General features: G+C 69.0%; 19 protein-coding genes and 1 tRNA gene. 7 read left to right on the forward strand and 13 right to left on the reverse strand.

Annotated features, from left to right (window positions below; genetic code table 11):
* On the forward strand, positions 1 to 720 hold a 720-nt coding region (locus tag ACWDU1_RS05140; protein WP_449995999.1), incomplete at its 5' end, for a PASTA domain-containing protein.
* A 21-nt stretch (positions 721 to 741) separates the two neighbouring features.
* Here the strand turns inward: ACWDU1_RS05140 and ACWDU1_RS05145 are convergent.
* Positions 742 to 1,206 carry a GatB/YqeY domain-containing protein gene (locus ACWDU1_RS05145; protein WP_449996000.1) on the reverse strand — a complete coding sequence of 155 codons (465 nt, stop codon included), beginning with the start codon at positions 1,204 to 1,206 and terminating at the stop codon, positions 742 to 744.
* A 204-nt stretch (positions 1,207 to 1,410) separates the two neighbouring features.
* On the opposite strand from ACWDU1_RS05145, the gene ACWDU1_RS05150 reads away from it, so the two are divergent.
* Both ACWDU1_RS05150 and ACWDU1_RS05155 read left to right on the forward strand, forming a co-directional pair.
* On the forward strand, positions 1,411 to 2,373 hold the full coding sequence (locus ACWDU1_RS05150) for a metallophosphoesterase (protein WP_449996001.1): 963 nt from the start codon (positions 1,411 to 1,413) through the stop codon (positions 2,371 to 2,373).
* A gap of 87 nt (positions 2,374 to 2,460) precedes the next feature.
* Positions 2,461 to 2,534: transfer RNA gene (locus ACWDU1_RS05155), tRNA-Pro, on the forward strand.
* Between the two features lie 84 nt (positions 2,535 to 2,618).
* Here ACWDU1_RS05155 and ACWDU1_RS05160 read toward each other — a convergent pair.
* Complete coding sequence (locus ACWDU1_RS05160) at positions 2,619 to 3,185, reverse strand: TetR/AcrR family transcriptional regulator (protein WP_449996002.1); 567 nt, start codon at positions 3,183 to 3,185, stop codon at positions 2,619 to 2,621.
* Positions 3,186 to 3,288: 103 nt separating this feature from the next.
* On the opposite strand from ACWDU1_RS05160, the gene ACWDU1_RS05165 reads away from it, so the two are divergent.
* Positions 3,289 to 4,545: an FAD-dependent monooxygenase gene (locus ACWDU1_RS05165; RefSeq protein WP_449996003.1), complete on the forward strand. Its 1,257-nt coding sequence runs from the start codon at positions 3,289 to 3,291 to the stop codon at positions 4,543 to 4,545.
* A 23-nt stretch (positions 4,546 to 4,568) separates the two neighbouring features.
* On the opposite strand, the gene ACWDU1_RS05170 is transcribed toward ACWDU1_RS05165, so the two are convergent.
* From ACWDU1_RS05170 to ACWDU1_RS05195, 6 genes are all read right to left on the reverse strand, one after another.
* On the reverse strand, positions 4,569 to 5,861 hold the full coding sequence (locus ACWDU1_RS05170; RefSeq protein WP_449996004.1) for a glycerate kinase family protein: 1,293 nt from the start codon (positions 5,859 to 5,861) through the stop codon (positions 4,569 to 4,571).
* A gap of 36 nt (positions 5,862 to 5,897) precedes the next feature.
* Positions 5,898 to 7,394 (reverse strand): SLC13 family permease, encoded by a 1,497-nt coding sequence (locus tag ACWDU1_RS05175; protein ID WP_449996005.1) that lies wholly within the window; start codon positions 7,392 to 7,394, stop codon positions 5,898 to 5,900.
* Positions 7,391 to 8,053, reverse strand: a complete 663-nt coding sequence (locus ACWDU1_RS05180; protein ID WP_449996006.1) for a response regulator transcription factor — start codon at positions 8,051 to 8,053, stop codon at positions 7,391 to 7,393. Before ACWDU1_RS05180 ends, ACWDU1_RS05175 begins: the two co-directional genes overlap by 4 nt.
* Positions 8,050 to 9,462, reverse strand: a complete 1,413-nt coding sequence (locus ACWDU1_RS05185; RefSeq protein ID WP_449996007.1) for a sensor histidine kinase — start codon at positions 9,460 to 9,462, stop codon at positions 8,050 to 8,052. Before ACWDU1_RS05185 ends, ACWDU1_RS05180 begins: the two co-directional genes overlap by 4 nt.
* 148 nt (positions 9,463 to 9,610) lie before the next feature.
* Positions 9,611 to 10,096: a hypothetical protein gene (locus tag ACWDU1_RS05190; RefSeq protein WP_449996008.1), complete on the reverse strand. Its 486-nt coding sequence runs from the start codon at positions 10,094 to 10,096 to the stop codon at positions 9,611 to 9,613.
* A gap of 494 nt (positions 10,097 to 10,590) precedes the next feature.
* Positions 10,591 to 10,722 (reverse strand): hypothetical protein, encoded by a 132-nt coding sequence (locus ACWDU1_RS05195; RefSeq protein WP_449996009.1) that lies wholly within the window; start codon positions 10,720 to 10,722, stop codon positions 10,591 to 10,593.
* Positions 10,723 to 11,131: 409 nt separating this feature from the next.
* Here ACWDU1_RS05195 and ACWDU1_RS05200 point away from each other — a divergent pair, with 409 nt between their 5' ends.
* Positions 11,132 to 12,487: a serine hydrolase domain-containing protein gene (locus tag ACWDU1_RS05200; RefSeq protein WP_449996010.1), complete on the forward strand. Its 1,356-nt coding sequence runs from the start codon at positions 11,132 to 11,134 to the stop codon at positions 12,485 to 12,487.
* 64 nt (positions 12,488 to 12,551) lie between these two features.
* On the opposite strand, the gene ACWDU1_RS05205 is transcribed toward ACWDU1_RS05200, so the two are convergent.
* From ACWDU1_RS05205 to ACWDU1_RS05215, 3 genes are all read right to left on the reverse strand, one after another.
* Positions 12,552 to 13,586 (reverse strand): aspartate-semialdehyde dehydrogenase, encoded by a 1,035-nt coding sequence (locus ACWDU1_RS05205; protein WP_449996011.1) that lies wholly within the window; start codon positions 13,584 to 13,586, stop codon positions 12,552 to 12,554.
* A gap of 3 nt (positions 13,587 to 13,589) precedes the next feature.
* A complete protein-coding gene (locus ACWDU1_RS05210; RefSeq protein ID WP_449996012.1) occupies positions 13,590 to 14,855 on the reverse strand; it encodes an aspartate kinase in 1,266 nt (421 codons plus the stop codon).
* A gap of 156 nt (positions 14,856 to 15,011) precedes the next feature.
* A complete protein-coding gene (locus ACWDU1_RS05215; RefSeq protein WP_449996013.1) occupies positions 15,012 to 15,596 on the reverse strand; it encodes a dihydrofolate reductase family protein in 585 nt (194 codons plus the stop codon).
* A 203-nt stretch (positions 15,597 to 15,799) separates the two neighbouring features.
* On the opposite strand from ACWDU1_RS05215, the gene ACWDU1_RS05220 reads away from it, so the two are divergent.
* Entirely contained in the window at positions 15,800 to 15,985 is a 186-nt protein-coding gene (locus ACWDU1_RS05220; RefSeq protein WP_449996014.1) for a DUF1918 domain-containing protein, read from the forward strand.
* 173 nt (positions 15,986 to 16,158) lie between these two features.
* On the forward strand, positions 16,159 to 16,620 hold the full coding sequence (locus ACWDU1_RS05225) for an SRPBCC family protein (protein ID WP_449996015.1): 462 nt from the start codon (positions 16,159 to 16,161) through the stop codon (positions 16,618 to 16,620).
* Between the two features lie 78 nt (positions 16,621 to 16,698).
* On the opposite strand, the gene ACWDU1_RS05230 is transcribed toward ACWDU1_RS05225, so the two are convergent.
* Complete coding sequence (locus ACWDU1_RS05230) at positions 16,699 to 17,568, reverse strand: ion transporter (protein ID WP_449996016.1); 870 nt, start codon at positions 17,566 to 17,568, stop codon at positions 16,699 to 16,701.
* Positions 17,569 to 17,724: 156 nt separating this feature from the next.
* Entirely contained in the window at positions 17,725 to 19,305 is a 1,581-nt protein-coding gene (locus tag ACWDU1_RS05235) for a GMC oxidoreductase (RefSeq protein WP_449996017.1), read from the reverse strand.
* Positions 19,306 to 19,368 lie beyond the last annotated feature (63 nt).

The raw sequence follows: 19,368 nt of genomic DNA on the forward strand, positions 1-19,368 counted from the left end.
GTGCCGCTCACCGAACAGGCCTGCGAGCAGGTCGTGGAACCGGGCCTGGCCAACACCCTGGCCAACGCCATGGGCAAGGACCACAGCGGCGGCGGTACCGCCTCGGCGGCGGCCGGATCCACCGGCTGGGACTGGCCGGTGGCGGCCAAGACCGGCACCACCGAAAGCCACCGCTCTTCGGCCTTCCTCGGCTTCACCAACTCGATGGCCGGAGCCACCTACGTCTACGGCGACAGCCCGACCCCCGGCGAGATCTGCTCCTTCCCGCTGCGCAACTGCCCCGCCAGCGACGCCAACGGCCTGTTCGGCGGTAACGAACCGGCCCGGACGTGGTTCGCCGCGGTGAAGGGCGCGGCGTCGAAATACCCGCCTCCGGTGCTGCCGCCCGTCGACGAGAAATATGTCCGCGGTGCGGAGAACGCGCAGGTACCCGATGTGGTCGGGATGTCGGCGGGCGAGGCCACCGCGGCTCTGACCGGCGCCGGATTCAAGGTCACCTCGGTGAACGCTCCGGGGTCGGCACCGAAGGGCACGGTCACCGGCTCGACCCCGAACGGTTCGGCCATTCCGGGTTCGCAGGTGACGATCTACCTCAGTGACGGCACCATCCGGGAAGCACCGGCGCCCGGACGCCCCGCGGCGCCGCCGCCGAACGCACCCGGCCTGCCGTTGCCGCCGTTCCTGCCGCCGCTCCCGATACCGGTGCCGATCCCCCGCTGACCCCCGTGGTGAAGGCGCGGCTCAGAGCCGCGCCTTCACCGCCGCGGAGATCCGGGACCCGTCGGCCTTACCCCCGGCCAGCGCGGTGGCGACCTTCATGACCTGACCCATCTGCCGCATCCCCGGGCGCTCGCCGAGTTCCTCGGCGACCTGGGCGATCGCGGTATCGGCGAGATCGGCCACCTCCGCCTCGGTGAGCTGGGTCGGCAGATATTCGTCGATGATCCGCGCCTCGGCGTGCTCGTTGGCCGCCAGTTCGCCGCGGCCCGCCTGGGTGTAGATCTCGGCGGACTCGTTGCGCTTCTTGGACTCCTTGGTGAGAACCCCCACGATCTCGGCGTCGGAGAGCTCGCGGGCTTCCTTCCCGGCGACCTCGGCCGTCTGCACCGCGGCCAGCAGCATCCGCAGCGTGTTCAGACGCAGCGAATCCTTGGCCTTCATCGCGGCGGTCATATCGGCGCGCAGCTTCGATTTCAGTTCCGACATGCGCGCAACGGTAGCCGCTGCGCCCCGCCACGCCCACCGGTTAACCCGCGAACCGTGCGCGTGTCCGCCTCCTGCGCGACTCCTCGTTTTCCAAGGCCACAGCCTTCTCACGGACCGTTACGCAGGGTCATCGCGGCGCCATGGCCCCGTAACTGTGGCTCAACACGCTGCGCGTACCGGGTGCCGGTCACCTATGCTGGGCAAATGCCCGTGATCTCGACGTCGGTCCTCCGCCGAACCGCATTCGGCGCCGCCGGAGCCGCGGCGGCCGGAGTCGGCTACGCCTCACTGATCGAACGCAACGCCTTCGTTCTGCGCGAAACCACCATGCCGGTCCTGCGGCCGGGTTCGGCGCCGCTGCGGGTGTTGCACATCAGCGATCTGCATATGACCCCCGGGCAGAAGCTCAAACAGCAGTGGCTGCGCGAACTGGACCGGCTGGAGCCGGACCTGGTGATCAACACCGGCGACAACCTGTCGCACCAGAAGGCGGTCCCGGCCGTGGTGCAATCGCTGGGCCCGCTGCTGTCCCGGCCCGGCCTGTTCGTCTTCGGCAGCAACGACTACTTCGCGCCGGTCCCCAAGAACCCGCTGAAGTACTTCGACAAGAACCACAAGCGGGTGCACGGGGCACCGCTGCCGTGGAAGGATCTGCGCGCGGCGTTCACCGAACGCGGCTGGCTGGACCTCACCCATATCCGGCGCGATATCGAGGTGGGCGGTATCCGGATCGCCAGTGCGGGCGTCGACGATCCGCATCTGCGCCGCGACCGCTACGACACCATCGCCGGGGCCCCCAATCCCCTCGCCGACTTGCGCCTCGGTCTCACCCATTCGCCGGAACCGCGGGTTCTCGACCGTTTCGCCGAGGACGGCTACGACCTGGTCCTGGCCGGGCACACCCACGGCGGGCAGCTGTGCCTGCCCGGCTACGGCGCCCTCGTCACCAACTGCGATATCGATCGCTCCCGGGTGAAGGGCCCGTCGAAATGGGGTGCGCACACCCGCCTGCACGTCTCCGCCGGTATCGGCACCTCACCGTGGGCGCCCTACCGCTTCTGCTGCCGGCCCGAGGCGACCCTGCTCACCCTGGTCGCGGTGCCGCCGAAGAAGCCGGCCACCGAATCCGGCCACGGCGTCTCGACCACGCAGGCCGTCGCCCGCTGAGCGCCCGGTCGGCCGGTAGAAATAGCCCTGAACAGGCGGTTTCATATCCGGCCCGGACCTGATGTAAGCTACCTCAGGTCCGCTTCACGGGGTGTGGCGCAGCTTGGTAGCGCGCTTCGTTCGGGACGAAGAGGTCGTGGGTTCAAATCCCGCCACCCCGACTCGTGTTGGTCGAGACACGATAAGGCCCCTGACTCTTGTCAGGGGCCTTTCTCGTTCCGGTTCGATGCCACACGACCGCGGGTCTACGTGGACAGCGCGGCCAGGGCCTCGGCGAGGTCGGCGCCGGAAGGTAGTTCGCCCTCCGGGTTGCTCATCCAGGTGAGCACGAGTCCGTTGAGAACCACCAGGTAGAACTCGGCCAATGCGCGGGCGCGAGCGTCCCCGATCCCGGGGTGGGCCTCGGTGAAGAAGCCCGCCATCTCGGTGGCCGCGGTGTCGCTCAATTCCCCCATCCGGGCCTGTTCGCCGGGGGTGCGGTAGATCCGCACCACGTTCTCGGCACTGGCCACCAGCACATCGCGGTGCCGGGCGAAGAGTTCGGCCATACCGTCGAACACCGCGGGAAAGGCCGCACCGGGCGATTTCCCCGCCCCGGCCCGGATCCGCCGCTCCAGTTCGTCGCCGATCACCCGGCCGCTCTCGTCGGTGAACGCTTCGGTGAGCAGCCTGTCCTTCGAGCCGAAGTGGTAGCCGATGGCGGCCAGGCTGACCCCGGCGGCGGTCGCGATATCGCGCGCCGTGGTGCCGGCGAATCCGCGCTCGTAGATGCAGGTCCGGGCGGCGGCCAGCAGGTCCTCCTTGTTTCCCATACCCCCACTCTAGATCACGTCTTAGACGATTGTTCTAGACATCTGTTCTAAATCTGTGTTAGACATTTGTCTAAGACGATCGAACAATCGAAACGAGAGCGCGATGACCACTCACTCCAACCCCGCCGGCCTCCGAGTGCTGATCTCCGGTGGCGGAATCGCCGGTAACGCCGTGGCCCTGCAACTACTGCGAAGCGGCATCCGGCCGACCGTGGTCGAGCGTTCTCCCGCGCCCCGGCCGGGTGGCCAGGCGGTGGATCTGCGCGGACCCAGCCGGGTCGTCGCCGAGCGCATGGGCCTGATGCCGGGGATCCGGCGCCGGCAGCTCGACGAACGCGGGATGGTGCATGTCGACGGGACCGGCCGGGTGGTCCTGCGGATGCCGGCCGAGGCATTCGGCGGGAACGGGGCCGTCGCGGAAATCGAGATCACCCGCGGTGACCTGAACCAGGTTTTGCTCGATGCCGTGCACGAGGCGGCCGGCGTACCCGGGATCGACTACCGCTACGGCGAACACCTGCGCGGGCTGCGCGAGCACGCGGAGGGGGTAACGGTGGAATTCGCCTCCGGGCACAGCGAGGAATACGACCTCGTCGTCGGTGCCGACGGCCTGCACTCGGTCACCCGGCGGCTGGCTTTCGGACCGGAGGAACAGTTCAGTACCTACCTCGGTGCCTACACCTCGTACTTCACCATGCCGACACCCGCGGGAATCGAACCGCACTGGATGACAATCCATTCGCTGCCGGGCGGGGCCATGGCGGGCCTGCGCCCGGATGCGGATCCGGCCACCTCCAAAGCGCTCGTCACGATCCGGCAGCCCGCCGATCCGGCCTTTCGCCGCGATACGGCGGCACAGCAGCGGCTGATCCGGGACCGGCTCGCCGGCGGCGGCTGGCGTTGCCCGGAGATCATCGCCGCCGTGGACACGGCGGACGATTTCTACTTCGACGAAATGGCGCGGATCACCATGCCCCAGTGGGCGACCGGGCGGGTCGCGCTGGTCGGCGATGCCGGCTACTGCGGGTCCCCGCTCACCGGGCAGGGCACCGCGATGGCGCTGGTCGGAGCGTACGTTCTGACCGGTGAACTCGCGCGGACACCGGACCGGCCCGCCGCCGCGCTCGCCCGGTACTCCGAGGTCCTGCGCCCGTTCGTCGATACCGCCCAGGAACTGCCACCGGGCGGAGTGAAGGCGATGGCACCGAACAGCCGGTTGGGGATCCGGGCCGGCCGGGCACTGACCCGGGTGGCGATGTCACGGCCGCTGCAACCCCTGATGAGCCGGATGCTGGCCGCGACCGAGAGCTACGCCCTCCCCGACTACCCCACCGGCCGGATCGGCACGATCGCAGGCTGACCGCGCCCCGGCCTTCTCCGCGCTCAGCGGCGCTGCCCCCGCGCCCGGCCCCGGGCGGCCGCGCCGATACGAGGTCCGGCGCCGCGGCGGACGCCCGGAGCGCGTGGCCGGTCGTCGCCTCGCCCCAGCCGGACCGAGAGCGCGCCGCCGACCAGGATCATGCGCATCATCCGTTCGGTCGCGTCGGTGAGCAGGCGTTCGGTATCGGCGACCGCCTCCGACATCGGCATCGGCACCGGGATGATGGAGGCGATGGCACCGATGCCGACGTCGTGGACCAGCGGCGCGCCCTCGCCCAGCGATCCGGCCAGGGCCACCACCGGAACACCGTGGCTCCGGGCGCGCCTGGCGATTTCGGCGGGCACCTTGCCGTGCGGTGTCTGCAGGTCGATCGCCCCCTCGGCGGTGATCACCAGGTCCGCCCGGGCGATCCGGCGGTCGAGATCGGCACCGGTGAGCCCGGAATCCAGCAGCGCCTCGAACCGGGACCGCAACCGCGCGCCGAGACCGGCGGCCAATCCCGCACCCAGACCGCCCGACGCACCGGTGACCGGGCCGGTGCGCAGATCACCGGTGGCGCGGCCGTCACGTTCCAGAATCGCCGCCCAGTTCTCCAGGGCGGCCGACAGCGCCTCGACCTCCGCCCGGCCCGCACCCTTCTGCGGTCCGAAAACCCGTGCCACGCCGCGTGGCCCGCACAGCACATTGTGCGGATTGCCCGCGACCACCACCGCCGCGGCATCGAGACGAGGGTGCAGGCCGGACAGGTCGAGGCGGGCGGCGCGGGCGAGCTCACCACCACCCCGGCCGATCTCCCGGCCGCGAGCGTCCAGTATCCGGGCACCCAGGGCCTGAAGGGCACCGGCACCGCCGTCGCAGGTCCCGGAATCACCGCAGCCGACGACGATCGTGGACGCACCCCCGTCCAGCGCGGCGGCGATCAGCTGACCGACACCGTAGGTCGTGGTGGCGGCCGGATCCCGCATATCGCGTGGCACCTGCCGCAGACCCGCCGCGGCCGCCACCTCCACCACCGCCGTGGCCGGCGCCACCGGACCCAGTCGCGCCCAATGTGATCCGACCGGTATGCCGACGGGGCCGGTGACCTCGAGCGGGCACAGCACACCGCCGGTGGTCGCGGCGAGCATGGACGCGGTGCCCTCGCCGCCGTCTGCGATCGGCGCGAGATCCACATGGACACCGGGCAGTACCCGTCGCAGGCCGGCGGCGATCGCGAAGGCGACCGGTTCGGCATCGAGGCTTTCCTTGAACCCGCTCGGGGCGACAAGTATGCGCTGCGGTACGCGGAGAGTCATCGATATGCCTTTCGAGGGGGTTGAACAGCGGCGGGGTCAGTCGGTGGGCGCCAGGCCCAGGTACGGCCAGACCCAGACCGCGAACGCGAGGAGCAGCGCGACCGACAGCGGGGCGACGACCGCGGAGTAGCGCAGCAGCTGGCCGGCCCGGAATCCCGGCACACCATCGGATTCGGCGAAGACGGCCATCGGTTTGGCCGAACCGGTCATGGTGTGGCAGTAGCCCGCCGCGGCGGTCGAGAGGAAGGCCGCCGCCAGCGGATCGGCGCCGACGGCGGGCGCGGTGGCGACGACGATCGGGATCAGCACCGCCGACCGCGCGGACCGGGATTGGACCACCAGATGCGCCGACAGCGATATCACCACCGTGACAACCAGGAAGGCGGGGGTCGCGGCCGCGCCGAGCGAGCGGACCGGGCCGAATACGAGGGATCCCAGCCAATCCGACGCGCCGCTGGTGGTGAGGGCGATTCCCAGGCACAGCGTGGCCGCCATGAACAGCAGCAGGGTCCAGGGGATGGTCTTCGCCGCGGCGGGCAGGGTGGTTGCCCCGATTTTCGGCGCGGTCGCGAGCAACGCACCCAGCACCGCGACGACCGCCGGATCGATACCGTGCAGCCGTTCGCTGCACCACAGCAGCATCACGCCCGCGAGCAGCAGGATCATCCGCCGCTGCGGTGCGGTCAGCGGACCACGGACCCCGGGCCCGGCGTCGTCGAAGGCGTCGGCTGGCACCCGCAACGGCGTCCGGCGTTCGGCGCGGGCAGCGAAGAGCAGCAGCGCCACCTCGGCGGCGAGATGCGACCAGACCAGCGCCAGCGGCAGCCCGAGCATCATCCATTGCAGGAAAGCGAACTCCCGGCCGGTGGCGGCCGCGACGATCTCACTGGTGATCAGGTGCGCGCCCGCGCCCAGTAGCGAACCTACCGCCGAGAACAGGATCACCGACGGGATGGCGATAGCGAGCACCAGCACCAGCTGCGGGCGCCCGCGCAACACCGCGGCGAGGGCCAGGAATACCGGCAGGGCCAGCGCGGCCCGGCCCGAGGTCGCGGGAACGGCGAAGGTGGTCAGGAGCAGCACTGCGGTCAGCAGGTGAACCAGTTGCCGAGGGGTCCGGGCGACGGTGAGGACGCGCGCGGCGATCCGGGCGGCCAGCCCGCTCGCGGTCACGGCCGCCGCGATCACGAAGGAGCCGACGAGGAGCCAGATCACCGAATCGCCGAGGGTGCCGGTGAAGGTGTCGGTGTCGATGGGGCCGGCCACGACCAGCGCGACCGCCGCGCCCAAGGCGACATAGGTATCGGGGACCGGCGCGAAAACCCACATCCACACCGCGGCCACGAAGATCGCCAGGGTCACGAACGCGTCCCGGCCGAGATCACCGGTCGCCGCGGCGATCGCCGGGCCGAGACAGATCAGGAAACCCGCGGCGGCACCGAGCAACGGCGCCCACTCGACCGCACGCTCGGTGCGCGCCGAACCCCCGGCGCGGGCCCGGCGCGGGACGGTGCGGAACTCGGTGACGGTCACGAGAGGCGGTATCCCATCCCCCGTACCGTCTGCAACCGCTGGGCGCCGATCTTGGCGCGCAGGGCCCGGACATAGACGTCGACCACATTGGAGGCGGGGTCGAAATCGTAGCCCCACACCTGGCCGAGAATCTGTTCCCGGCTCAGCACCTGGTCGGGATGCCGGAGGAACACCTCGAGCAGCCCGAATTCGCGAGCGGTGAGATCCACGGCCCGCCCGTCGACATGCGCCCGGCGCGACCGGAGATCGAGAACGAGACCGTGGTGCGCGAGAGTGTCGGTGGGCGCGCCCACCGTGGCGTCGTCCTGCAGACGCAGCCTGACCCGCGCCAGCAGTTCGGCGAACTGGAACGGTTTGGTCATATAGTCGTTCGCCCCGCCCTCCAGGCCCGCGACCGTATCGTCGACGCTGTCGCGCGCGGTGAGCACCACCACCGGTGTGCGCACCCCCTCGCCCCGCAGCCGGCGCAATACGGTGAATCCGTCCATCGACGGCAGGCCGATATCGAGGATCACCATGTCGAAGACGCCGGACCGGGCCATCAGGAGCGCGGTTTCGCCGTCCGCGGCGTGCTCGGTGCGGTAACCGGCGGCCCGCAGCCCTTTCCCGACGAAGGACACGATATGGATATCGTCTTCGGCGATCAGGATCCGGCTCATCCGTTCCCCCTGTGCTCGTTCGGGTCGCCCGCTTCACGGCCGGTATGCGCGACCGGATCGGCAGGCAGGTCCAGCCCGAAGGTGGCGCCGTCGCCCGGCACACTGCGGACCCAGGCCGAACCGTGGTGGCCGTCGGCGATGGCTCGCACTATGGCCAGCCCCAGCCCGGCGCCGGACCGGCGGTCGGCACCACGCGGCCCGGGTCCACGACGGAACCGGTCGAAGATCACCGGGGCGTCCTCGGGTCGTACTCCCGGCCCCTGGTCGGAGATCCACAGCGAGATCGTCCGCGCGGAGTCCTCACCGCCGAAACGCGATCCCAGCTGCACAGTTGTGCCCTCGGCGGTATGCGCGACCGCGTTCGCGGCCAGTTGCAGCATCGCCTGGGTGACCCGCTGGGCGTCGATCCAGGCGGTCCCTTCGGCCACCTCCATCAGATGCCAGCGGCGTTCGCCCAGGGCCTGCACCTTGGATTCGATATCCAGCATGGTCTGGGCGATATCCACCGGCCGCGGCACCACGAAATCGGGCTGTTCGGCCTTGGCGAGCATCAGCAGGTCCGAGACCAGCCGGCCCATCCGCGCCAGCTCCGAATCGACCAGCGCCAGCGTGCGGCGGCGTTCCTCCGGCTCCTCGGGGAGCAGCTCCAGATGTCCCCGCACAACCGTGATCGGGGTGCGCAATTCGTGACCCGCGTCGTCGACGAACTGACGCTGGGTCGTATACGCGTGCTCGAGCCGGTCGAGCATCTCGTTGAAGGTCTGTGCCAGGGCGGCGATATCGTCGCGGCCCTCCACCGGGACCCGCGCGGTGAGATCGGTCTCGCCGATTTCGGCGGCCACCGCCCGCACGGTCCGCACCGGGAGCAGGATCCGGCCGGCGACCAGATAGGCGACTCCCGTGGAAAGCACCAGCCCGGCCAGTGACACCGCGGCGATGGTGCGCATCGTCCGGTCCACACCCGCGCGGCCGACCTCGGTGAACGCCGCCACCACGAACGACCCGCGTTCGGTGCCGGAATCCACATCCACCCGGCCCCAGCGCATCTCACCGGCCGCGGACGCGACCACTCCGGCGGTCTTCTCCGAGGCGGCCGCCGCGGTGAACAATTCCGGACCGGCCGCCTCGGGAGGTGGGTCCCCCCGGACGCTGCCGAGTTGCCTGCCGTCGACGATGCCGGCCATCACCTCGCCGTCGCCCGGGGACTGCCGCAGCAGATAGATCTCGAGCAGGCGCCGCACCGAGGTGAACGGTTGGGTCGTGGTCGGGTCGACCCCTTCGGCGGCGAAGGTCCGGAACTCGGCGGCCTCCTGCGCGATATCGGCATTGGCGCGCGTATCCACCTCCCGCAGCAGCAGGTTGCGGGCGGTGACCAGTACCACCACCAGCAGTACGAATGTGGTGAGCATGATCCAGGCGGTGATCTTCCAGCGGGCCGGCAACCGGGACCCGCGCCGAGACGGCAGGGCTCGGACCGGGCCCAGCGGTGGATCAGCGGGTCGATCGATCGGGGACACGGGTTGCGCCGGGGTGGGGACGGTGCGCTCGGGTTCGCAATCAATCATCGCTGCCGGACGGGCCGTCGTCGTCCATACCGTCGTCCGCATCGTCGTCGAACGCGTCGTCGGCGTCGTCGTCACCCGGAGAAGGCGCGGGCGCCGCCGGGCCCGGCGCGGGCACCACGGGACCGGGCGCCGGAGCCGCGGGACCAGGAGCCGGAGCCGCGGGACCAGGAGCCGGGGCCGCGGGACCAGGAGCCGGGGCCGCGGGACCGGCCGGCGGGACCGGTGCGACACTCTGCGGTACCGTACCCGGCCGGGGCGTGGGCGCGTCGGCGGGCACCCGCGCCGTCCCACTCGTCCCGGAATCGCTCCCATTCTGCCTCGGAGCGGATCCGGCCGGGGAGGTCGGCGCCACACTGACCGATACCGACGACGGATCGAGTTCGGGTTCGGGTGAGCGGGTGAGCACGAACCCGACCAGCACCACCGCGGCGGCGCCGGCCAGAACGAGCATGGCGGCGAAAGAGCGAGAACCGGACATAACAGACACTATGCCGGACCCCGATGATCGCACCGTGAGCCCCCGATGAGGATTTCTTCATCCACCGGCCGAACGGACGTACCGACACTGTGCCGTCCGATCGACCGTCGATTCCAACGGTCGTCTGCTGTCGCCGATTTCCAGCGGTTACCTTTCGCGGCGGCGGGTCGGCCGAACTCTGTGGTACGCCGATTCCGCTGCTGAGCATCCGGAAGAGCCGATTCGTATCGCCGACCCGCCGGACCGGTCACCCCGCGAGACCGGTCCGGCGCACGACCTTCATTCCCGGGCCGGTCTGCCACCCCACGAGGCAGACCGGCCCACCCGGTTTCCCGGACCCCCTTCGCCCCCGAGGCGGTTCCGGATCTCCTCCCCGGACGCCGGAACCACCTCCCACCCCGCCACGGATCCGAGGATCCGCGCCCCGATCGGGATATGTGCCGGGTCCTCCCCAGGCACCGGCCCATATCCCGGACCTTCGACGGCGGCTTCGGCTACTGGCGGGTGCCGAAGACGCCGGGCTCGGTGCGACCGGCCGGGCGGCCGGGCGCATACATTTCGATACTCGGCACCGCGGTCTGTCCGCCGGCGGCGCCGGCCGGTGTGGTGATCGGCTCGGTGTTCATCTCGGTTTCCTTCTCGCTGTGTCCGCCGGTCTGTTCCGGCTATGAGACAACTCTGCGGCCCACCGCTTGGCAGCCCCTTAACGCCGACTTATAACGCTGCGAACACGGCCCGTCACAGCGCGGACAAGGTCGTGCCACGGGTTCGGCGGACCGGCCCGCGGCGGCGGGCACGTCGGGCATCATGGAGGCATCCGCAACGACAGAAGTGGGAGTGTCGATGGATACGTTGGTCCTCTGGGCCCTGGCCTGTGCCGTGTACTGGTTCGGCCTGCTGTAGGAAGAAGCGGACCGGCGCCGACACGGCGGCCGGTCAGCGAGCGCCCCCGGCCGGTACCGATCGGCCGGGGGCTCGCCGTTCCCGGGGCGCGGAAACCGGCAACGACGCGCCCGGCGCATTAGGGTGATCCGCATGGCGCGTTCGGGCGGGCTCCTGGCGGGGGTTACGGCGGTACTACTGGTGGCCGGGCAGATTTTCGCGACCCAGGCACACGCGGATCCCGAACCTCCGGAAGCGGTATGCGGGGTCTCCTCGGCCCGCGAACCGCAGCGTGCGCGGCCAGAGCAGGCCGGCTTCGATCCGGACCGGCTGGCCGGCGCTCTGGCCTTCGCCGGTGGCCGGAACCGGTTGAACGTCCAGATCTTCCGGCACAACTGCCTGGTCGGGGAAGGGCCCGGCAACGCGCGGACCGGGCATCTGCCGTGGAATGTCTGGAGCGTCACCAAGAGTGTGGTCTCGCTGCTCAGCGGTATGGCCGCCGGGCGCGGCCTGCTGGATATCGACGCGCCGATCGACCGGTATCTGCCGCCGGGACTGGGTGATCAGGAGCGACGAGCGATCACAGTGCGCAACCTGCTCACCGAAACCTCCGGAATGCGGACCGGGGTGGTCACCGAGGGCATCACCGGGGCCATCCCCATCGACCCCAACAGTGCCGTACAGGCCCTGGGCGTGCCGCTGGATCATGAGCCCGGAACGGTATTCACCTACAGCCAGCGCACCGTGGATCTGCTGTCCTATGTGCTGGAGCTGGCACTCGGCGAACCGCTCCAGGAATTCGCGCAGCGCGAGCTGTTCACACCGCTGGGTATCGCCCGCGGCGACTGGTATTGGGCGCGCGACCGGACCGGTCACACCTACGGCTACGCGCATCTGCTCATCCCGCCCGACGATCTGGCGAAGCTCGGACTGCTGGTGGCCAACGGCGGCAACTGGAACGGGCGGCAGCTCGTTCCCGCGGACTATCTCGCCCGCGCCACCGCGCCCTCACCCACCAATCCCTGCTACGGCTACCTGTTCTGGACCGGCGCCGGGTGCGCGGAGAACGCGTCGTTCCTCCCGCCGGACACCTACGCCATGGCCGGGGCGGGTATGCAGAACGTCTTCGTGATGCCGAGCCTGGATCTCGTGGTCGTATGGACCGGGGCATTCGGCAATATCAGCCGGTACGGGCCGGCCGGGATCCTGCAGAACACCGACGAGTTGCCGCACGAGTTCTTCCGGCTCCTGATGGCGGCGTTCCGGGAGCCGCCGGTCACCGATCCGGGTCCCTATATCGAGCCGCCGGTCCAGGCCGACCCGGACTCCTATATCGACACCGATATCCTGCTGGCCGTTTTCGGTATCGGTGGATCGGCGTATCCGGGCTGCGATGTGCTGGCCTGCCTGGGACAGCCGCTCGCCGCCCCGTTCACCGACGCCCCGCCCGGATGCGCGCTGCTGATCTGCCTGGGCGACGATCCGCGGACGCCGGGTATCCGCGGCTGAACGGGAGCCCGGAAGAAGACATGAATATGCCCCGGCCCGAACGAACGGGCCGGGGCATATCCGCTCAGCGGTCTTCGAGCAGTACCTCGGCGATCTGGATGGTGTTCAGCGCCGCACCCTTACGCAGATTGTCGCCGGAGATGAACAGCGCCAATCCACGGCCGTCCGGAACACCCGGGTCTTGGCGGATACGGCCCACCAGTGATTCGTCGCGGCCGGCGGCCTCCAGCGGGGTGGGCAGATCCACCAGTTTCACGCCGGGCGCCTTGGCGAGGATCTCCTGCGCCCGCTGCACCGAAACCGGGTCGGCGAATTCGGCGTTCACCGACAGCGAGTGTCCGGTGAACACCGGGACCCGGACGCAGGTGCCGCTGACCAGCAGATCCGGCAGGCCGAGAATCTTGCGGCTCTCGTTGCGCAGTTTCTGGTCCTCGTCGGTCTCACCGGAACCGTCGTCGACCAGCGAGCCCGCCAGCGCCAGCACATTGAACGCGATGGGGGCCACGTATTTGTTCGGGGCAGGGAAATCCACCGCGCGACCGTCGTGGGTGAGCTTCTCGGCGTCGTCGATCACGGCGCGGGCCTGCGAGGCGAGTTCCTCGACACCGGCCAGCCCGCTACCGGACACCGCCTGATAGCTGGACACGATCAGCCGCTGCAGCCCCGCCGCGTCGTGCAGCGGTTTCAGCACCGGCATCGCGGCCATCGTGGTGCAGTTCGGATTGGCGATGATGCCCTTGGTGAGATTGCGGGTCTGCTCCGGATTGACCTCGCTGACCACCAGCGGGACGTCCGGATCCTTACGCCAGGCCGAGGAGTTGTCGATCACGGTCACCCCGGCGGCCGCGAACCGCGGCGCCTGCACCCGCGACATGGTGGCGCCGGCCGAGAACAGCGCGATATCGAGACCGGACGGGTCCGCGGTCTCGGTGTCCTCCACCACGATCTCGCCGCCCCGGAACGGCAGTTTCTTCCCCGCCGACCGGGACGAGGCGAAGAACCGCACCTCGTCGGCGGGGAAATCCCGCTGCTCCAGCAGTGCGCGCATCACGGCGCCGACCTGTCCGGTCGCGCCGACGACCCCTACACGAACACCCATCGGTTATCGCCCCGTTCCGGCGTGGACGACGGCGACCTCGTCGCCGCCGAGATCGAATGCCCGGTGCAGCACCTGCACCGCGTCGTCGAGTTCGGTGTCCTTGACCAGCACCGAGATGCGGATCTCGGAGGTGGAGATGAGATCGATATTGATCCCGGCCTCGGCCAGCGCCTCACAGAAGGTCGCGGTGACGCCCGGGTGGCTCTTCATACCGGCGCCGACCAGCGACACCTTGCCGATGTGATCGTCGTAGAGCACCTGGGAGAAGCCGATCTCGCTCTGGTGCCCGGCCAGCATCTCCACGGCCCGCTGGCCGTCGGAGCGGGGCAGGGTGAAGGTGATATCGGTTTTCCCGGTCTCCACCTTCGAGATGTTCTGCAGGACCATATCTATGTTGATCTCGTGCTCGGCCACCGCACGGAACACCTTGGCGGCGTATCCGGGGACGTCCGGTAGTCCGACCACGGTCACCTTGGCCTCGCTGCGGTCGTGCGCGACGCCCGTGAGGATTGCTTGTTCCAAGGGAATGTCCTCCATCGATCCGTATACGTAGGTGCCCTGCTTATCGGTGTAGGACGAGCGCACATGCACGGGCACGTTGTAGCGGCGCGCGTATTCGACACAGCGCAGCATGAGCACTTTGGACCCGCAGGCCGCCATCTCCAGCATCTCCTCGTAGGAGACCTGCTCGAGGCGCTGCGCGTCGGCGACGATCCGCGGGTCGGCGGTGAAGACGCCGTCCACATCGGTATAGATCTCGCAGACGTCGGCCTCGAGCGCGGCGGCCAAGGCGACGGCGGTGGTATCGGAACCACCGCGACCCAGCGTGGTGACATCCTTGCTGTCCTGGCTGACACCCTGGAACCCGGCGACCAGCACGATGGTGCCCTCGTCCAGCGCTTCGCGCAGCCGGCTGGGCGTCACATCGATGATCTTGGCCTTACCGTGGGCCGAGGTGGTGATGACCCCGGCCTGGGACCCGGTGAAAGACCGTGCTTCGGCGCCGAGGGAATGGATGGCCATGGCGACCAGCGCGTTGGAGATGCGCTCACCGGCGGTGAGCAGCATGTCCATCTCCCGGACCGGCGGGGCCGGCGAGACCTGCTCGGCCAGGTCGAGCAGTTCATCGGTGGTGTCACCCATGGCCGAGCAGACCACGACGACGTCGTGGCCCTGCTTCTTCGTCTCCACGATCCGTTCCGCGACGCGCCGGATCCGTTCGGCCGACGCGACCGAGGATCCTCCGTACTTCTGGACAACGAGTGCCACGAGGGGTCCTCCAATGTCGACGAACAGGCGATCAGTGCATAAGCGTACCGATGCCGGTACGCCCGTCCCGGGAGTATCCGCCCTGGCTGTGGAATAACACACAGACGTGTGACATCACATATTCCCGATCGGGCGCGGCGCGCGGGGCCGGGACGGTCAGGCCCGGTCGAACCAGGTCAGATGTGCGCCGTTCCGGAATTCCTTGCGCCGTACCGGCGTGAACGCGGTCGGCCGGAAACCGCCGTTGATCATGGGCACGCCGGATCCGGCCAGGACCGGGTAACTCTTGATCATCAGCTCGTCGATCTCGTCGATGAGCGCTCCCGCGAGCGCCCCGCCGCCGCACAGCCAGATGTCCTTGCCCTCGGGCCCCTCCTCGCGTTTGAGTCGGCGCACGAGCTCCACCGGCTCGGAACGGACCAGTTCCATCCCGGGCTCGTCGATCGCGCCGAGGGTGGTGGAGACGACGTACTGCTTCATATGCGAGTACGGGCTGGTGATGCCGATCGACAGGGCCGGCTCATAGGTGCCGCGGCCCATGACGAGGGTGTCCCACCGCTGGTTGGGAGTGTCGATCGGAATCCCGAAGGCTTCGCGCATCTGGGTCGGGACGGTTTCCGGGTACCGGGCGTTGATCCACTCGGGCATATCGTCGGTCCAGGGATAGAAATCGAACTCTCCCCCCGGGCCGGCGATATAGCCGTCGAGGGAAACACCCACGTAATAGGTCAGCTTTCGCATGGACACCACCTAACTTGTTGTACTACTGCTGAAGTGGTTTGAATGTAGTACTACAAACGTAGTGGTGTCAACCGGTTATCGACCCTCCCGCGGGGATTCATCCTGCGATCGACCGGCCGAGCCGGAATCCGACCGGCGGCAATCGGAAATAGCCCGACCGCATGGGTTGTGACACCTGGCACATCCGCCGAATAATGGGGGGCATGATGGCGAATGTCGGAGACCGGTTGCATGTGCACGGGCATACGGTCGGGCAGGGTGATCATCTCGGCGAGATCGTCGAAGTCCGCGGACCGGGCGGAACACCGCCCTACATGGTGCGTTTCCCGGACGGCCACGAATCCCTGGTCTTCCCCGGCCCGGACGCGACGGTCGAACAACCGCTCTGAATCCCCCGGCTCGAGCACCCTCTCGCGCCCCGAAACGAGAGACGACCCGAATGAAAACGGGCCGTCGTCCAGCGAACCGGACACCTTACCCCCAACCGCCGAGTGTTGACGATCACGCGCCGAGCGGGAGACAATCGTGGCCGATTCGTAATAACCGGGGGCCAAAGGACACAATGCGTACGAAGACCGATATTCGCTTCGAAGTCGACGCCGACCCCTCCCGGGTCATGGACGCATTGCTGGCGATCGAGATGTTGGCCGAATGGTCACCGGACCTCGACGACGCGCGGGTCGCCACCCGCGACGCGGAGGGCCGGCCGCGGCGGGTCTTCATCCAGGTGTCCATCACCAACACCCCCGATATGCAGGTCTGGGAATTCGACTGGGCCGACTACCGCGTGTCCTGGGAGGTCTCCGACAGCACCCGCGGAGCCCGGGGCGGAGGCTTCTTCGAAGTCACCGCGGGCGGCGAAACAGGCAGTGACGTGCTCCTACACGTAGAGCAGTACACACCGGCGCCGATGCCGGGATTCCTGTTCAAGAAGACGGTCCGCAAGTCCTATGAGGCGCTGGTCGAGAACTTCATCACCTACGCCGAGCAGTTCCCGGAACCGGAGCTCTACGGCCGCGTTTGAGATAGATATTGGATCAAGCTCTCCGCGAAGGGTGGGCTGTGATTTTGGAGCGGCTCCGCCGCTCGAGGGTGGGGCCCGTCAGTTATCGGGTTTTCGGGTCAGGTGGCGGGCGGTGAGGTGGTGCGCGGTCGGGCCGTAGGCGGAGGGGGCGACCCGTACCCCGGTGCGGACCGACTCGCGGATCTGGTCCACGTTCTCGCGGATCATGTCCGAGACCAGCTCATCGGTGCGCGGGTCGGCGAGCACCTGGAACAGGATGCGGAAAACCGTATCGGCGACCAAACGGATGATGTCGTCGTGGAAGGGGATATAACGCACCCGCCCGGTCTGCGGATCGTTCTTGATCATCTCCAGGATCATCTCGTCGATCTCGGCCCGGTTCTCCTCGAGCGCCGCCGCGATATTGCGGGTGTAGTGCCCGGTGCGCAGAACCGCGGTGACCTCTTCCATGATCGCGATGGTCATCGGTCGTTTGATGACCTCCACGATGGTGCCCACCGAATGGTTGATGACGGCGGCGGTGACGCGGTCACCGAAAACGCGGTCGGCGACCCGCGCCAGGCGGACCAGGATCACCACGATCCGCAGCAGCCGGAAGGCCCGGAAGAACGGGCTGGTCACGGGGATCATGCCGAGAATCTCGTACCAGTAGACGAGCGGATAGGTCCACGACCAGCCGGCCCGGCGCCAGCGCCACAGGAACTCCACGGCGAAGACCGCGCAGATGGTGACATCCACGATGGCGATCAGCCGGTGGGTTTCGGGCGATACGTGGAAGAAGGTGATCCAGCAGACCAGCACCACCGAGACAACCGCCAGGGCGAGCATGACGAAATCGGTCCACAGGGCCGGCGGTTTCCGGGGGAAATCCCGTGGTTCGGGCGTATCCGGGAGCCCCGGCTCCGACCCCTCGGGGAGCCCCGGCTCCGTGGATGACCGTGCTGGCACGTGGGTTCCCTTCGACGCCGGACGAACGCGCTCCAGTATCACCCGGGGCCCGGCCACCGACCCGGGAAATACGCCGGTGCACGGGTACGGGCACCGCTGACCGGGACATCACCGGACCGCGCGCCCCGGACCGGCGCCCGGGGCGCGGCCTACCGCTCAGCGTCCGTCGCGGATGACGGCCTCGATATTGCGTTCGGCCAGTGCGGTGATGGTCAGCGACGGATTGACCGTGGCGGTGCTGCCGGGAATCGCCGCCCCGTCCATGACATACAGACCCTTGTGGCCATGCACTCGTCCGTACTCATCGGTGGCCTTCCCGAGCACCGCGCCGCCGAGCGGATGTGCGGTGAACAGCGCGTTCGCGTCGTAACCCAGCGCCCCGTATTCGGCCAGCGCGCCGGCCCGTTCCGCGATCCGCCGATCCACCGCGCGGGCGGCGTCGGCGGCGGCGTCCTGCGCGCGCTGCGGCCAAGTGAGGCCGACCCCGTTGGAGGCGCGGTCGTAGGCGAACCGGGCCCGGGTGGAGTCCAGGACCATTCCGAGCGAGGCCAGCGCTCCGGTTTCGAACGGGATACCGGGGATATACCAGTTCTCCAAGGTCAGCGGGGTCGCGCCGCTCTCGTCGAAGACCCGGCTCGCGCTCGGCACGCCCTGGCCGTTGCCCGCGACCGCGCTCGCGCCCCGGGCGAGTACCACATCACCGTTGGTGCCCCAGCCGTCGCCGATGTGCTCGTTGAGATCGGGCAGCGTACCGGTGTCGCGGGCCCGGACCAGCAATTCGGAGGTGCCGACGGATCCGGCGCCGAGGAAGAGTTTGTCGCAGGTGAGGGTGCGGGTGCCGAGGGCGATCCCGGTCGGGTGGAGCCGGGTCACCGTCACCACGAACCGCCCGCCCGGTTCCTGGGCGATGGTGTCGACCCGGTGCCCGGGGAAGATCCTGGCCTTTCCCGTGCCCTCGGCGTCCTTCAGATAATTCTGGTTGAGGTCGAATTTGGCACCGTTGGAATTGCCGAGGTTACTGCGGCCCACGGTGGCCGAGGGCCGGGTGGCGCCGGACAGCTCGCCGCGCAGGACGTCCCATTTGAAGATGGAATCGTTGCGGACGGCCCGGTAGCCGGCCTTGCGGACCTGATCGTCCCAGGCGCGCGAATGCGCGAAGGGCGCCGAGTGGTAGATATCGTCGGGCATCGGGTCGAGCCGGAGCATGGCGCGCACGCGCGGGTAGTAGACGCGTTCGAGTTCGCCGTAGTCGACGACACCGCCGAAGACGTGGTCGAACAGGCGGCGCTCGGGGGCGATCATCGCGCCGGTGAACACCACCGACCCGCCACCGACGGCCGCGCCGCGCCAGACATCGATACCCGGGAAGCGGGTGCAGTCCAGGACACCGCCGAACTCGGCGAAGTGCATGGGTACCTTGCTGACGCCGGTGAAACTGGTCGCATGCCAGAAACCGCGGCCGTCGGGAAGGTCGTCGCCGGTGAAGATCTCCCGCCACGGATCGGTGGGCCAGCGCGAACCCCGTTCCAGCACCGTGGTCGCCACACCGGCCTGCGCCAAGCGCAGCGCCGACACCGCCGCGCCGAAGCCGGATCCGATGACTATGGCCTCGGTGTGGGCCGGTGCTTCCGGGATGTTGGCGAAGATCTCCGGCACCCACTGGGCGAACAGATCGTGCCAGGGTTGCGCCGCCGCCCGGGGTAGTACGGGATCGGGTTTGGGAACCGCGGACCCCATCGCGCCGATAAGAGCAGCCGCCCCCGCGGCCTTGAAAAGGGCACGCCTATCCACCCCGACACC

The organism is Nocardia sp. NPDC003345 (assembly GCF_053589395.1).